Here is a 14,644-nt window from a genome sequence, read left to right as displayed (position 1 = left end):
CCGGATCCGGGTCGCGTCTGCGGACCCCTTACTCACGACGGCCCCGACTGATGGCGGGTCCCGGACGGGGCATCCGCACCGTCCTCGAACACCCCGCGGTACTCAGCCAGCCCCCACAGCTCCTCGTGCGGGCCCACGGCCCGTACCCGGCCCCCGTCGAGCCAGGCCACCGCGTCCGCGCGGGCCGCCGTGGCCGCGCGGTGGGCGACAAGGAGCCGGGTGCCGCTCGCGCCGCCGCTCACCAGGGCCTCGGCGATCCGGGCCTCCGTCACGGTGTCGAGACTGGAGAGGGCGTCGTCGAGGATCAGCAGTCGGCCACCGTGGGCGAACGCCCGGGCCAGACCGAGCCGTTGGGACTCCCCGCCGGAGCGCGGGGCGTCGGCCACGAGGGTGTCGTACCCGTCGGGAAGCCGGCGTACGAAGTCGTCCGCGTGGGCGGTGCGGGCGGCCTGCCGGACCCGGGTGGGGGAGGGGGACGGGAGGGTGAGTCCGATCTCCTCCTCGAGCGTGCCGCCGAGCAGGGCGGGATGCTCGAAGGCGTAGCCGATCGCCCCGCGCAGTGCGTCGTGCGTGAGCTCGCGCAGCGGGACCCCGTCGAGCAGGACCTCTCCGGCGTCCGGGTCGCTGAGCCGCCCTGCGACCGCCGCGAGCAGCGACTTGCCGGCCCCGGAGCGGCCCACCACCGCGAGTGTCGTCCCGCCCGGTACGACGAGGTCGACCCCGTCGAGTACGGCACGGCCGCCGCGCAGGGCGGTGACGTCACGCAGCTCCAGCCGCCCCGGACCGGGTGGCAGTGGGCGCTCGCCGTGGTCGAACGGGGACTCCGCGAGCACCTCGTCCAGCCGTCCGGCCGCCGCCCGGGCCCGGGCCAGTCCGGCGAGCTGCCCCACCAGGACGCCGACGCCGGTCGCGAGGACCGCGTACCGGGAGGCGGCGAGGACGTCGCCCACCGTCACCCGGTGCCGGGCGAGCAGGACCCCGGCCACGGCGAGGACGCCGAGCTGGAGCAGCGGGGCCACCGCGACGGACTGGCCCGAGGCGCGGCCCTGCACCCGCCACATGCGGTGACCGGCCTCCGACAGTTCGGGCAGCGGCCGCAGGATGCGGGCCGTCTCGCGGTCCTCCGTACCGGCCGCCCGGATGGTGCGGTGTCCGCCGACGGCCTCCGTGAGCGTCTGCGCGATCCGTCCCTGCACTTCCTGGTAGCGGGTCACGCACTCCCGGGTGTCCCGGGCGAAGGCCCGCAGCAGCAGGGCGAGGACCGGCGCTCCCGCCAGGAACACGGCCGCGAGCCACGGGGAGATGAGACCGAGGGCCACCACACCGCCGACCGGTCCGGCGAGCGCGGCGAACAGGGCGGCACGCGCGGTCGGTGCCGTGCCGGCCTGGGCGGCGTTGCCGACGAGGCGGGCGACGAGGTCCCCGGAACCGAAGCGGGCGGTGGCGCGCGGGCCGACGGCCAGGACATGGCCGGTGAGGCGGCGGCGCAGCCAGGCGGTGGTGCGGGCGTCGACCGTGCCGCCGAGGACGGTCTCCGACGCGTCGAGCAGGGCGAGCAGCAGCACGAGCCCGGCGCAGCACAGCACCCAGCGGGTCGCCGGGGCCTGCGCGAGCAGCAGGTCGAGGGTGCGGCCCAGGGCGGCGGGCAGCAGCAGTCCGGCGCCGGTCGCGGCTGTGCTCACCAGGCACAGCACCAGACAGCGGGCGCGGGCCGGGCCCAGCGGGCCGGCTCCTGTCGTGTGAGTCGTCATGCGGCGGCCTTCCCGGGATGGGCAGAACCCCGGGCGGTCCCTCCCTCGCGGGAGTGGACCGCCCGGAGTCATGGGCGCACGATGCCTGTCAGAGACAGAGCGTGATGCTCGCCGCGCTGACGCAGGACAGCAGGCTCAGGGTGCTGTTGCCACCGCCGCCGCCGGTGTGCTCGTCGGACTCCATCGTCTGCAGGTCGAGAAGTGCCATCTCGTTTTCCTCTCTTCGGTGTCGTCCACCCGTGGGGACGGGGTTGGGTCACGGCTCCGTCAGATCGCGGAACCGCGTATGTGGGGCCGCGTGAGCGGCGGCAGGAACGGCAGATGGGCGCCGGCCGGGCTGTCCAGGGCCGCGCCGAGCGCGAGCAGGCACCCTGCCGTGCCGGTGCCCAGGTCCATCGACAGCCGCATCATCTGGTGCCCGGGGAAGGCCAGTTGGCCCTGGTAGTCCATCGAGAACCAGCCGAGCCCCTCGATCTGTTCGGCGATCCGCTCCCTGCCCGCACCGGGCGTGTCCGTGCGGGCGAGATGCAGGATCATCCCGGCGCGGCCCTGGAAGAGGCCGGGCTGGACGTAGAAGCGGCTGGTGGCGGCGGTCAGGATCCCGGCGCGTGCCCGCTCGAACTCCCCCTCGGTGTCGGCGCCGTGGGCGAGATAGTCGTCCAGGACCATCCCGATGCCCGCACTGCCCTCACCGAGGTACGGCAGCGTCCGCCAGCCCTCGTCGACCTCCAGCGAACCGCGCGGGTGCGTCACACAGCACTCCAGGTCCCGCCGCAGCGCCACTTCGGCCGCCCTCAACAGCAGGGGCTCACCGGTGCGTTCGTACTGCCGCAGCAGGAACAGCGCGGGCCCGGTCCACCCTCGCAGCAGCCCGGCCCGGCGCCGCTTGGCACTGTCGGGAAGGGGCTGCGCGAGTCGTCGTACGAGGACGTCGGCGGCCTCGGCGGCACGGTCCCGCAGCTCCGACTCACCGGTGGTGCGGGCCAGTTCGCCGAGGACCAGACCGAGTCCCGCGAGGCCCCCGTGCAGGTCGGAGGAGAGGTTCTGCCACCGTTCCGCGAGGACACGCTCGACCAGGTCGAGGGCCCGCTGCCGGTGACCGAACCGGTCCAGGACGTGGGCGACGCCGGCGAGACCGTCGTAGAGCCCGAGCGGTGTGCCCGTCGGCGGGGGTGCGGTGCGGGCCAGGAGCCAGCGCTCGCCCTCCTCGTAGCGCTCCGCGCCGACCGCGTCCAGCGCGTAGAGCACTCCGGCCGCGCCGTGCGCGAGCCCGAGGCCGCCGCCGTCGTTGAACTGCGTGATGTCACCGGGGAAGAGCCGGTCCTCGCGCTCCGGGGTGGCCGAGGCGAGGAGCGCCTTGACCATGGAGTCACGGCTGTAGGGCCAGTCGCCGGGTTCGACGAAGGACGGCGCGGTCTTCAGGGCCGTACGCTCGCCGCCGCTGTCCGTGGCGGTGTCCCGGGTGATCTCCGCGACCGCCTGGTCGAGAAACTCCCTTGGCACGTCCGGGAACTGACGGAGGATCACCTCGGCGAGATGCGCCGCCTTGCCCCGGTCGACCACGAACAGCGTGGTCACCGGCAGGAACAGGGCCAGCCGCAGACAGGCCAGGGCGTAGCGGTCGACGTCGACGCCCTTGCGGTCCGGCGGCGCGAAGAAGCCGGGGTGGGCGACCACCTGGCGGCCGTTCTCCTCGACCGGCGCTGCCGCCTCGAAGTCGAGCAGGGACACCGACTCCTCGTCGGGGCCGACCATGATGTTGAAGACGTGCAGGTCGTTGAAGACGATCCCGCGCGCGTGCACCGCCTCCACCGCCCGCTCGACGGCCCCGTGGATCCGTACGGCCCACGCCGTATAGTCGGCGACCGCCTGCGGATCGGGATCCGGAGTGAGCAGCGGATGCCGCTCGGCGAAGAAGGAGTTCAGCGGGCGCCCCTCCAGGAAGTCCATGACCAGGAACCGGTGGTCGCCGAGCGTGAACCAGTCCCGCACCTCGGGCACCACACCCGTCCCGGCCACCTGTACCAGGGCGTCCTTCTCCCGCTCCAGGCGGGCGATCGCGTCCGCCCCGTCGGCGGCGAGCCCCGCGTGCGGCCGGCCCTCCTTCAGGACGACCTTGCGCCCGTCGCGGGTGTCGGTCCCCGTGTAGACCCCGCCGCCGTTGGAGAAGTGCAGCGCCTTCTCGATCCGGTACGGCAGGTCGCCGACGGTCGTGGTGTTGCGCGCCTTCAGATGTGGCTCCAGGAAGTCCGGCAGCGTCACCCACTCGGGCACCTGGAAGGACGGCGCCCGCCGGTCCGGCACGAGCGTGCCCCCGCCGTCGCGTACCGCCGGGACCAGTGAACCCCGCTCGTCGACCACGAAGGTGCGCGCGAACGCGCCGTAGCGGACGTAGAGCGGACCGTCGTACCAGCGCAGATCGGTGAGGATGTAGGGCCCCTCGAAGCCCTCCAGAAGCTTGCCCAGCTCTCGGAGTACTTCGTGCAGCTGCTCCTCGTCGGCCGGGTAGACGGTGACGAACTTGCCGCTGGTGTCGCGGGCCGCGTACTTGGTGTTGCGCAGGTGCAGCAGATGCGGGCCCGGCACGAACTTGAAGGAGATGCGGCGCGGCACGCAGTAGTCCCACACGATCGCGGCGATCCGCTCCGCGTTCGCCCGGGTGGCCGAGGCGTGGATCTTCCAGCCCTGCGACGGACCCGGCACCGGCTTCCCGTCCGCGTCGAGCGGCGTCAGCGTCAGCCAGTCACCGATCCGCGCCGCGTCCCAGCCCTCGGGCACGGCACGGCGTGCCGTCTCGTAGCCGGGTGGCTCGCCCGCGGAGATGCGGTCGGGCGTCTCGTAGAAGTGTCTGTCGGCGAGCGCGTACACCTCGTAGCGCTTGTCCATGCGTCCCCCTCCGTGGCCCGGCAACGAGCCTTCCAGCGGGCCGGTGGCCACGGACAGTCACGGCTGTCACGAGATCACCGTGCGGAACGCATGCGTCAAGAAATGTTCGGGGACTTTCGAGCACGGCCCCCGCAGTTGCTCCACGGAACGCTCACAGGGGCTGCGCACGTGCCGTATAAGCGCTGTAATGGCGGACGTGGTCAGTGAGGACGCTGCGGGACGCAGAACGCGAACGCTGCGTGCCGAAAGTGCTCTGACATCGCTCACGGACGGTCCCGCATCGCCCGAGCGGCTGCGTCGCGTCCTCGAACAGGTGCTCGTCTTCGCCGGGGCGACCCTCGCCGCCGTGTACACGCCCGGCGAGGACGGCGAGCTGCTGTGCCTCGTCGAGTCGGCGGGCGTCCCCCGGACGGTGTACGGGCTGCGCGACAGCTATCCGAGCTCGGGAGGCTCCGCGCCGGCCGACGCGCACCGCTCGGGACGGCCGGTCTTCCTGGGCCCGGAGGACCTCGCCGCCGGTGCCGAGTCCCGCAGGGCGCCCCAGCGGGACTTCCACCTGGCCGTGCTGCCCGCGCACGGCGACGACGGCCGGGCCTGTCTGCTCGCCGTCAGCGAGGATGCGGGCGGCTTCGACGACGAGGACCGCAAGTGCCTCGAACTGATCGCCGACGCGATCGTCTGCCCCGCCCCGGCGGTGGCACTGGAGGGCGGGGAACTGCGCTCCGACGCGTTCAGCCTCGCCATGGACTCCGGTCACATCGAGGTCGGCGACGAGCTCCTGCAGCTGTTCGGCATGAGCCGGGCCGACTTCGACGGCAAGGTCGAGACCCTGCTCGGGCTGACCGTCCCGGAGGACCTGCCCTCGCTGATGTCCCTGTTCGAGGCCGACCACATGTCCATCGGCGACCGCGAGCTGGAGTTCCGCGTCCTGCAGCCCTCGGGGCCACCCAGGTGGCTCAGGCTGCGCGGGCGCATGCTGCCCGGCGGCGAGGGCCGACCCGCCCGCCTCGTGGGCGCCGTGGCCGACGCCTCCACCCTGCGCTCCGACGTCACCGACGTGGCCCGGGTGCAGCGGCTGGCCGCCGCCCTCGCCATGGCGGGCACCGTCCGTGACGTCAGCCAGGCCGTCGTCTCCGCCCTGCGCGCCCCGCTGCGGGCCGACCGCATCGCGCTCGCCGAGCTGGAGAACGAACGGATGGTCGTCACCGTCCTGGACCCGCCCGAACCCGAGTCCTGGCCCGAGCTGTGGCGCCTGGAGTGGCGCAGCGAATGGCCCGAGGCACCCGTGCGGGCCATGCCCACCCTGGCCACCGCCCTGCGCGAGGGCCGCGCCCAGATCTGGCCCGCGGGCACCGGCGCCGCCTTTCTCGAACCGGCCCTCGCCGACGTCGGGCCCGGCGGCCTCGCCGTCCTGCCGCTGCCCGCCGCGGGCCGCATGGCCGGCGCCTGCCTCATCGGCTGGGACGCCCCGCACCACTTCGGCCCCGACGAACGCGCCCTGCTCACCGCCTCCGCGGGCCTCGCCGGGCAGGCCCTGATGCGCGCCCACGCCCTCGACGCCGAGCACGAACTCGTCGGCATGCTCCAGCGCCAGCTGCTGCCCCGTCGGCTGCCCCGACTGCCCGGCGCGGTCGCCGTCGCCCGCTACCTGCCCAGCACCGCGGGCCTGGAACTCGGCGGCGACTGGTACGACGTGATCCCGCTGCCCGACAACCACGTCGCCCTGGTCATCGGCGACGTCCAGGGCCACAGCGCGGGAGCGGCCACCCTCATGGGCCAGATGCGTACCGCCCTGCGCGCCTACGCCGTCGAGGGTCACCCGCCGGACGTCGTCGTGGCCCACGCCAACCGTCTCCTCGTGGACCTGGAGACCGACCTCTTCGCCACCTGCACCTACGTCGACCTCGACATCGAGGAGGGCACCGCCTGGTGCGTCCGGGCCGGCCATCTGCCGCCAGTCCTGCGCCACCCCGACGGGAGCACGGACATCGCCGAGGCCGACGGCGGACCCCCGCTCGGCGTGCTGGCCCAGGCGGACTTCCCGATGACCCCGCTGCGGCTGCGGCCCGGCACCCTGGTCGCCCTGACCACCGACGGCCTCGTCGAGTCCACCGAGGCCGACATCGACGAGGGCATGGACCACCTCGCCCAGCAACTGGCCGCCTCCGACCCCGCCCACCTCGGCCTCGTCGCCGACGCCCTGCTCGGAGGCGCCCGCCGCAGCGACGACGTCGCCCTGCTCCTGCTGCGCTACGACGGCATGGCCACCCACCCGCTCAGGGAGAGCTGGACCGTCTGGCGGGTCCCCGAGGCCGCCCGGCACGCCCGCCGCTTCACCCGGCGCACCCTGCGGCTCTGGGGCGTCCCCCGGGACCACCTGGACACCGCCCTGCTCGTCGTCTCCGAACTCGTCACCAACGCCCTCGTGCACACCGGCGGCCAGGTGCGCCTCGACCTCACCCTCGTCGGCAGGCGGCTGCGCGTCTCCGTCGCCGACGCCTCGCCCCGCACCCCCGCCAAGCCCACCAACATCGGCTGGGAGGCCACCGGAGGCCGCGGCATCCTCCTCGTCGAGGCCGTGTCGGCGACCTGGGGCACCCTCCCCGTGAGCGGCGGCAAACAGGTGTGGAGCGAAATCGCACTCGACGGCTGAGGAGGGGTACCCGGGACGTACCATCCCAGGAGAGAGAGGTACGTCATGACTCAGCACGTCAGCGACATCATGACCAGCGCCCCGGTCACCGTGGAACCGCAGACCTCCGTGACGGCGGTCGCCCGGCTCATGCGGGACCAGGACCTCGGCGCCGTCCTCGTCACCGACGGCGACGCCCTGCGCGGCCTGGTCACCGACCGCGACCTCGTCGTGCGCTCCCTCGCCGAGGGCGGCGACCCCGAAGAGACCACGGTGGTCGGCGCTTGCAGCGACGACCTGGTGACAGTGGGCCCCGAGGACGACCTGGACCACGCGATCACGCTCATGCGCGAACACGCCGTGCGCCGGATCCCCGTCGTCGAGGACGGCCACCCCGTCGGCATCGTCTCCCTCGGCGACGCCGCCATGGAACGCGACCCGGAATCGGCCCTGGGCGACATCAGCGTGGCCCGGCCCAACACCTGAGCCGGGAAAGCCGGTTCGACCGGTCGTCAAGGTCCGGAAGTGCCGTGGCCCCGGCGAAACCATGTGCGGTACCGGTCTCCTGGCGGGCCTCCCGGCCCGTTTGCCCCGGCGCCCGCGGGGGACCCGGAGCACCAGCATGGAAGGACGGTGAACCGCCATGACCCCGCAGACCGTTGAGAAACCCGTCGCACGCCGGCCCGAGACAGGCTGGTCGAGGACCCGCCGCCTGCGCGGCAAGGGCGACCTGCGGACCTGCCTGCCCGCGGTCGAGGATCGGGTCGCAGCCACCACGGCGCACACGGGGGAGGGCAACATCTTCCGCGGAGAGGACTGAACGTCCCGCACACGCACTGAGGGGAACGCGCTGTTCGCGGTGCGTCACCGTCAAGTCACCCCTTGCGATGCCCGGTTCCTCCGGATCCGGGCTAGTGTGACGCAGATGAAGGGCCGCGGTCCGGTGGTCCGCCCTGCACGAAGCACTGCCGCACATCCGCAAGGAGACTTCCCAGTGAAACGTCATGAGTTCCTTCGGGGACTCCACCAGGCCAGCGCGAACCGGAACTACCTGGAGATCGGCGTCAACGACGGCCGCAGTCTGACGTTCTCCCGGGTGCCGAGCATCGCGATCGACCCCGCCTTCAAGGTGGTCACGGAGATCCGCTGCGACGTTCACCTGGCCAAGGCCACGAGTGACGACTTCTTCGCCCGCGAGAACCCGCTCCAGCACCTCAAGGGCGGCCGTCACCCGCTGCGCAACATCGCCCGCAACCGCAGCCCCTTCGGCTACTGGCGGGAGGTCACGCTCGATCTGTCGTTCATCGACGGCATGCACCTCTTCGAGTACGCGCTGCGTGACTTCATCAACGTCGAGAAGCACTCGGACTGGGCCAGCGTGATCGTCTTCGACGACATGCTGCCGCGCAACATCGACGAGGCCGCCCGCGACCGCCACACCGACGCCTGGACCGGCGACGTCTACAAGGTCATCGAGATCCTGAACCGCTACCGGCCCGACCTGGTCACGGTCCTCGTCGACACCGCGCCCACCGGTCAGCTCGTCGTCTTCGGCGCCGACCCGACCAGCACGGTGCTCCAGGACAACTACGACGAGATCATGGCGGAGTTCAACGTCCCCGACCCGCAGAAGGTGCCGGAGACGATCCTTGAGCGCACCGTCGCGGTCAAGCCGGAGGCCCTGCTGGAAGCGCGCTTCTGGAAGCCGCTGGTGCACGCCCGCGACCGCGGCACCAAGCGCGCCCGCGGCCTGGAGCCGCTGCGCGAGGCCCTGAAGCAGCTCGGCGACGCCGCCTGAGCGAGTCAAAGCCGCACGCGAAGGGGCGGTGCGGGCCGGTCCAGCCGGCCCGCACCGCCCCTTCGCGTCACCTCCCGCGCAACCCGAGTCGCCGGGCCACCCTGCCGACCAGCCGCCTCGCCCTGCTGGCCGGCCCCGGTCGGGCACCGGGCCGGGGCGGACGTACGACCTGGATCCCGCCCGCCTTCACCCGCACCCCGAACGGCAGCGGATGGAAGTGGGCTCCCGGCGCGTCGGACACCGGGCTCAGCGCGACCCGCCAGGGCGCACCGCCCAGGTCGCCGACGGGCAGCTCGGCCTCCAGGACAGATCCCGAGCCCTTCGGCCGGAGCGTGCCGGACGCATGCGCGGACGCGCCGCCGGAGCTCCGGGTGAACTTCAGCAGCACCGGAGCATCGTCGGACACGTGGAACGGGACCGGCACCTCGACCCGGGGTCCGGGGACCCTGGCCTCCCCGGACCAGGGGCGTCCGGGCTCAGGACGCTCGCTCGTGGTGTCGACACCCAGGGCGAGGGTGCCCTGCTTCGTGGTCCAGTACGGCAGCACGACCCGGCCGCCCACCACCCCGGCGTCCGTGGCCGTACGGCCCCTGACGGCGACCGGACCCAGTCGGCACTCCTTGGTCCAGCCGCCGAGCTTGACCCGGACGAACACGTCCCACAGCCCCGCGCCGAGCGGGTCGCCGCCGGCCGCGGTGGCCGGATCCACGGCCGCGGTGCCTCGCAGCACCAGCCGGACCCGGCCGTCGGTCTGCGTCGGGACGGTCTCCCGGGTGAACTCCACGGGCTGGAAGTACTGGGCGGAGCTGGCCCGCTCACGCAGCAGCAGATCGACCGTGGCACGGCCGAAGGCGGCGACGCTGTGGGCGCCCACCCAGGCCACCGCCTCCTGGACGGAGGCCGGCGATCCGGCGAGCGGGGTCGCGGTGCCGTCGGCGGGGAACGTCATCGGGGTGTTGCGGGAGGCGAGCTCGGCGGACAGGCCGATCCGCAGTACGCCGTCCGCCCACTCGACGCCGTCCGGCGCCGCCTTGGGAGTGATGGAGGCCTCCCACTCGGCGAACGCCACCAGGTCGTCGAGCAGGTCGTCGGCGATCAGGGCGGCGACGACCTGCTGGGTGGGCAGGAGGCCGGCCGCGACACCGGGTCCGAAGCGCTCGACGACCACCCCGCGGATCTCGGTGAACAGCTCCTTGCGGTAGTCCTCCGGCACGGTGAGCAGGCGCTTGCCGCGCATCCGCTCGACCATCTCGTTGCGCAGCCAGCGCCGGAACAGCCGGTCGCGGATGGGGCCCGGCTCGGTGTACTTCTCGACGATGTCGAGCGCCTCACGCAGGTTCTGGAAGTAGCCCACCGGGTCGAAGCGCTGGAAGCCCGCGTTGGAGGCGTCGTCGCGCCTGAGGTGGTAGTAGCAGACGTAGTCCCCGAGCACGGAGACGTTGTCGGCGCGCAGATACGCCTCCGTGACGAAGACGTGGTCCTCCAGCCGCCGCCTGCCCTCGGGGAAGCGCAGGCCGATCCGGTCGAGGAAGGCCCGCCGGAACATCTTGTGGGGTGTGAGGCTGTCGATCAGCGGGGCGTTCTCGACGGTGGCACGCGGGTGGTTGCGGCGGAACAGCTCCACCGGCACCCCCCGCCCCTTGCCGGCCATCTTGCCCACGACCACGTCGGCGGCGTTGGCGACCGCGTAGTCGTACATCCGCTCCAGGGCCTCGTCGCCGAGGTAGTCGTCGTTGTCGACGAACATCACGAACTCGCCCTCGGAGGCGGCGATCCCGACGTTGCGCGGCTTGCCCGACCAGCCCGAGGCCTCCTGGTGGATGACCTTGAAGTTCGCGGTCTCGGCGGCCACCGCGTCGAGCCGGGCCGGCGTGCCGTCGGTCGAACCGTCGTCGACGAAGACCGCCTCGAACTCTTCCGGGGGCAGGGACTGTCTGCGCAGCGAGGCGATGCAGTCCTCGATGTAGTTACCCGGGTTGTAGACAGGGATGACGACGCTGACCTTGACCGGCATCGGTGTCCGGACTCCTTGGGTGGATTGTGGCTTGCGTCACAAAACGACGCTTTGCGGCCCGATGCTAGGGCCGCCCCACAGGAGCCATGTCGGCAAACGGTCCGGCGAGCGTCGCGTCCGTGGTGCCGAGGGGCAGAAGAGCGACGTCACGTCGCCGCTGTCGCGCGGCGGAACGAAAGCCCCTCTAGGGTGATGAGGTGCGCCTGCTGTTGACGTCCGACACTCACCTGCCCAAACGGGCCAAGGAGCTCCCGGCCCCACTGCTCGCCGAACTCCCGCGCGCCGACGTGGTGTTCCACGCCGGGGACTGGGTGGACACCGCCACCCTCGACCTGCTGGAGAGCCGCAGCGCACGGCTCGTCGCGGTGTACGGCAACAACGACGGACCCGAACTGCGCGCGCGGCTGCCCGAAGTGGCGTACGCCGAACTCGGCGGCCTGCGCTTCGCCGTCGTCCACGAGACCGGCGCCGCCCAGGGCCGCGAGGCGCGCTGCGCCGCCCGCTATCCCGACACCGACGTCCTGGTCTTCGGCCACAGCCACATCCCCTGGGACACCACCGCCCCCGGCGGACTGCGCCTGCTCAACCCCGGTTCGCCGACCGACCGCCGTCGCCAGCCGCACTGCACCTACATGACGGCGACCGCGGCCGACGGCCGCCTCACGGACGTACGCCTGCACCGCCTGCCCCCGCGCTGACGCCGTCGCACCGGCACAGTCATGAGATCCGGGGACTCATACCCGTCGACTCCGCCGCCGTCGTCGTATCCGCGTGACCGCGAGCACCACGACGACGGCCGCCGCCACCGCTGCCGCGGCCCGCTTGGCGACCGGTATGCCGATGGCCCGCAGCAGGTCGAGCGGCTCGTCGTCGGGCTCCTGGGCGGGCCGGGCCGCTTCCGGGGCCGCCTCCGGCTCGCCGAGCCGCTCCGCCAGACACCGGGCGAACTGGCCCACCAGCCGGTCACCCACCTCCGCCAGCACGCCCCGCCCGAACTGCGCGGGCCGTCCGGTCACCGCGAGGTCCGTGCGTACCGACACCACCGTACCGCCGTCCTGTCCGGCGAGGGTGCCGGTCACCGTGGCCCGCGCGGTGCCCTGGCCCCGGGTCTCCCGGCCGCTCGCGATCAGCACCATGCGGTGCGCGGTCTCGTCCTGCTCCTCGAAGACGGCGGTGCCCTTGTAGGTCACGCTGATCGGCCCGACCTTGACCTTCACCGAGCCGGTCACCGTCTTGCCGTCGTACTCCTCGACGCTCGCCCCGGGCATGCAGGGCGCGACCCGCTCGATGTCGAGGAGCGCCCGCCAGGCGGTGTCGACCGGGACGGGCACGGTGAACTCGTGGTGCAGTTCCATGACTTCCTCCAGGCAGGCTTCACGGGGACGGATGGATCGCCCCCGCCGTCGCCGTCAGCGGGGCACCGGTGCCGCCCCAGCGCAGCGCGACGATCTCGGCGGCCACCGACACGGCGACCTCCTCCGGCGTACGGGCCCCGAGGTCGAGGCCGACCGGAGAGCGCAGCCGGGACAACTCGGCCTCGGTCAGCCCCGATTCGGCGAGCCGCTTCATCCGCTCGTCGTGTGTACGGCGGCTGCCCATCGCACCGATGTACGCGGCCGGCCGGCGCAGCGCCTCCTCCAGCAGGGGCACGTCGAACTTGGGGTCGTGGGTCAGGACACAGATCACCGTGCGCTCGTCGGTGTCGGTGCCGCCGAGGTAGCGGTGCGGCCAGTCCACGACGACCTCCACTCCCTCCGGGAAGCGCTTCGGCGTGGCGAAGACCGGGCGGGCGTCGCACACGGTGACCCGGTAGCCGAGGAAGGCGCCGATCCGGGCGACCGCGGCCGCGTAGTCGATCGCGCCGAACACCAGCATCCGGGGCGGTGGGGCGAAGGAGTGCAGGAAGACGGAGACCGCGTCCTCGCGCCGCTCCCCGTGCGGTCCGTAGTGTCTCAACCCGGTGGCACCCAGGGCGAGTTCGCCGCGGGCGTCGGCGGTGACCGCCACGTCCAGACCGGTCGTGCCCAGGGTGCCCGCGACCCGGTCCGGCCACACGGCGAGCGTGGCGCCACGCTGTGCGGGGCCCTCGGTCACCGTCGCCACGGTCACCGGGCGGCCCGCCGCCACCGACTCCGCGAGCTCGCCGAACGAGGGATCCACGGCGGCCGTCACGGGACGTACGAGAAGGGTGATCTCGCCGCCGCAGGTGAGCCCCACCGCGAACGCGTCCTCGTCGCTGTACCCGAAGGTCTCCAGCCGGGCCTCGCCGCTCGCCACGACCTCCTGGGCCAGCTCGAAGACGGCGCCCTCGACACACCCGCCGGACACACTGCCGACGACCTCGTCGTCCGGGCCCACGGCCATGGCCGCACCCGGATCACGCGGCGCGCTGCGACTCGTCGAGACGACCGTGGCCAGACCGAACGGCACTCCCGCCGTGTACCAGCCGTTCAGCACCGGGAGGATGTCACGCATCGTCGGCTCCTTTCACCACCGCCGCCAGACGCTCCAGCGCGGCCAGGCTGTGCCCCTCGACGAACGCGTCCACGCTCGGCAGCGCGGCCGCCATCCCGGCGGCCAGGGGTGCGTAACCGGGACGCGTCTTGCGTGGATTGGCCCAGATCACCCGGTGCGCCAGCCGGTGCAAGCGTCGCATCTGGGCCGCGAGCAGCTCCGGATCGCCACGCTCCCAGCCGTCCGACAGCAGCACGACCACCGCGCCCCGCGCCAAGCCCCGCTGCCCCCACCGGTCGAGGAACTCCCGCAGCAGCTCACCGAGCCGGGTCCCGCCACGCCAGTCCGGTACGGCGGCGGCGAGCGCGGCCATCGCCCGGTCCGGGTCGCGGTGGGTGAGCTCGCGGGTGACCCGGGTGAGGCGGGTGGCGAACGTGAACACCTCCGTACGGCCGCCCCGGACGGCCGCGTGCGCGAAGCGCAGCAACGCGTCGGCGTACGGCGCCATCGAACCGCTGACATCGACGAGCAGTACGACCCGGCGGGGCCGCTCGGACCGCTCGTGGTACCTGAGACGGGCCGGCTCCCCACCTCGCCGCAACAACTCCCGCACGGTCCGACGCGGATCGACGGCCCCGCGCCTCACCGGGTGCCGACGTGCGGTAAGGCGGGTCTGTCCGTGCAGTGCGAACGCGGCCAGCAGCCGACGCAGGGCCGCGCGTTCGGCGGCGTCCAGTTCGGCCAGGTCGCGGTGGCGGAGCACCTCGGCGGAGCTCGCGAGGGCGGCGGCCCGCGGAGCCTCGGGGTGGTCGTCCGTACGGCGACGAAGGCCGCCCTCCGCGTCCCGTACGGTGAGCCGCAGTCCGGGAGAGGACGCCCGCCGCTCGGCCGGAACGCCCCGGAAGCAGCCCGCGAACACCTGGTCGTAGCGCTCCAGGTCCTCGTGACTCGCGCACAGCGTCAGCCGCCCCGCCCAGTACACCCGCTCCGGTCCCAGCTCGGCCACCGCCCGCAGAAAGGCGTGCACCCGCTCGGCACTCGCGTCGACACCCGCCCCGCGAAGGGCGCGGGCGAAGGCGAGGAAGACGGCGTCGGCCCTCCCGGTCACG

At 73.1% G+C, this 14,644-nt stretch carries 12 protein-coding genes; 5 read left to right on the top strand and 7 right to left on the bottom strand.

The window, feature by feature from the left end; translation table 11 throughout:
* Positions 1 to 32: 32 nt before the first annotated feature.
* The 3 genes from AB0D34_RS22185 to lanKC all read right to left on the bottom strand — a co-directional run bounded on the left by AB0D34_RS22185 (position 33) and on the right by lanKC (position 4,637).
* A complete protein-coding gene (locus AB0D34_RS22185; RefSeq protein ID WP_362663896.1) occupies positions 33 to 1,751 on the bottom strand; it encodes an ABC transporter ATP-binding protein in 1,719 nt (572 codons plus the stop codon).
* Positions 1,752 to 1,839: 88 nt separating this feature from the next.
* Positions 1,840 to 1,959 carry a SapB/AmfS family lanthipeptide gene (locus AB0D34_RS22180; RefSeq protein WP_362663894.1) on the bottom strand — a complete coding sequence of 40 codons (120 nt, stop codon included), beginning with the start codon at positions 1,957 to 1,959 and terminating at the stop codon, positions 1,840 to 1,842.
* Positions 1,960 to 2,018: 59 nt separating this feature from the next.
* Entirely contained in the window at positions 2,019 to 4,637 is a 2,619-nt protein-coding gene (gene lanKC / locus AB0D34_RS22175) for a class III lanthionine synthetase LanKC (RefSeq protein ID WP_362663892.1), read from the bottom strand.
* A 196-nt stretch (positions 4,638 to 4,833) separates the two neighbouring features.
* Between lanKC and AB0D34_RS22170 the strand changes: the two genes are divergently transcribed.
* The 4 genes from AB0D34_RS22170 to AB0D34_RS22155 all read left to right on the top strand — a co-directional run bounded on the left by AB0D34_RS22170 (position 4,834) and on the right by AB0D34_RS22155 (position 9,067).
* Positions 4,834 to 7,290: a SpoIIE family protein phosphatase gene (locus tag AB0D34_RS22170; protein WP_362664155.1), complete on the top strand. Its 2,457-nt coding sequence runs from the start codon at positions 4,834 to 4,836 to the stop codon at positions 7,288 to 7,290.
* A gap of 45 nt (positions 7,291 to 7,335) precedes the next feature.
* Entirely contained in the window at positions 7,336 to 7,755 is a 420-nt protein-coding gene (locus AB0D34_RS22165) for a CBS domain-containing protein (RefSeq protein ID WP_362663890.1), read from the top strand.
* Between the two features lie 157 nt (positions 7,756 to 7,912).
* On the top strand, positions 7,913 to 8,089 hold the full coding sequence (locus AB0D34_RS22160) for a hypothetical protein (RefSeq protein ID WP_362663888.1): 177 nt from the start codon (positions 7,913 to 7,915) through the stop codon (positions 8,087 to 8,089).
* Positions 8,090 to 8,263: 174 nt separating this feature from the next.
* Positions 8,264 to 9,067, top strand: coding sequence for a class I SAM-dependent methyltransferase (locus tag AB0D34_RS22155; protein WP_362663886.1), 804 nt, complete (start codon positions 8,264 to 8,266; stop codon positions 9,065 to 9,067).
* A gap of 67 nt (positions 9,068 to 9,134) precedes the next feature.
* Here AB0D34_RS22155 and AB0D34_RS22150 read toward each other — a convergent pair whose 3' ends face one another.
* Positions 9,135 to 11,081 carry a glycosyltransferase family A protein gene (locus tag AB0D34_RS22150; RefSeq protein ID WP_362663884.1) on the bottom strand — a complete coding sequence of 649 codons (1,947 nt, stop codon included), beginning with the start codon at positions 11,079 to 11,081 and terminating at the stop codon, positions 9,135 to 9,137.
* Between the two features lie 197 nt (positions 11,082 to 11,278).
* Between AB0D34_RS22150 and AB0D34_RS22145 the strand changes: the two genes are divergently transcribed.
* A complete protein-coding gene (locus tag AB0D34_RS22145) occupies positions 11,279 to 11,779 on the top strand; it encodes a metallophosphoesterase (RefSeq protein WP_362663882.1) in 501 nt (166 codons plus the stop codon).
* Positions 11,780 to 11,815: 36 nt separating this feature from the next.
* Here the strand turns inward: AB0D34_RS22145 and AB0D34_RS22140 are convergent, their stop codons facing one another.
* Genes AB0D34_RS22140 through AB0D34_RS22130 form a run of 3 tightly spaced genes read right to left on the bottom strand, consistent with a single transcriptional unit; the run spans position 11,816 to position 14,643 of the window.
* Complete coding sequence (locus AB0D34_RS22140; protein ID WP_362663880.1) at positions 11,816 to 12,436, bottom strand: SRPBCC family protein; 621 nt, start codon at positions 12,434 to 12,436, stop codon at positions 11,816 to 11,818.
* Positions 12,437 to 12,455: 19 nt separating this feature from the next.
* On the bottom strand, positions 12,456 to 13,556 hold the full coding sequence (locus AB0D34_RS22135; RefSeq protein ID WP_362663879.1) for an XdhC/CoxI family protein: 1,101 nt from the start codon (positions 13,554 to 13,556) through the stop codon (positions 12,456 to 12,458).
* Entirely contained in the window at positions 13,549 to 14,643 is a 1,095-nt protein-coding gene (locus AB0D34_RS22130; RefSeq protein WP_362663877.1) for a VWA domain-containing protein, read from the bottom strand. The genes AB0D34_RS22135 and AB0D34_RS22130 overlap by 8 nt, the downstream gene beginning before the upstream one ends.
* Position 14,644 lies beyond the last annotated feature (1 nt).

The sequence above is a fragment of the Streptomyces sp. NPDC048420 genome (genome assembly GCF_040651535.1).
Lineage (GTDB): Bacteria > Actinomycetota > Actinomycetes > Streptomycetales > Streptomycetaceae > Streptomyces.
Note: the sequence above shows the minus strand (reverse complement) of the source record. Positions and strands in the feature narration are given on the sequence as shown.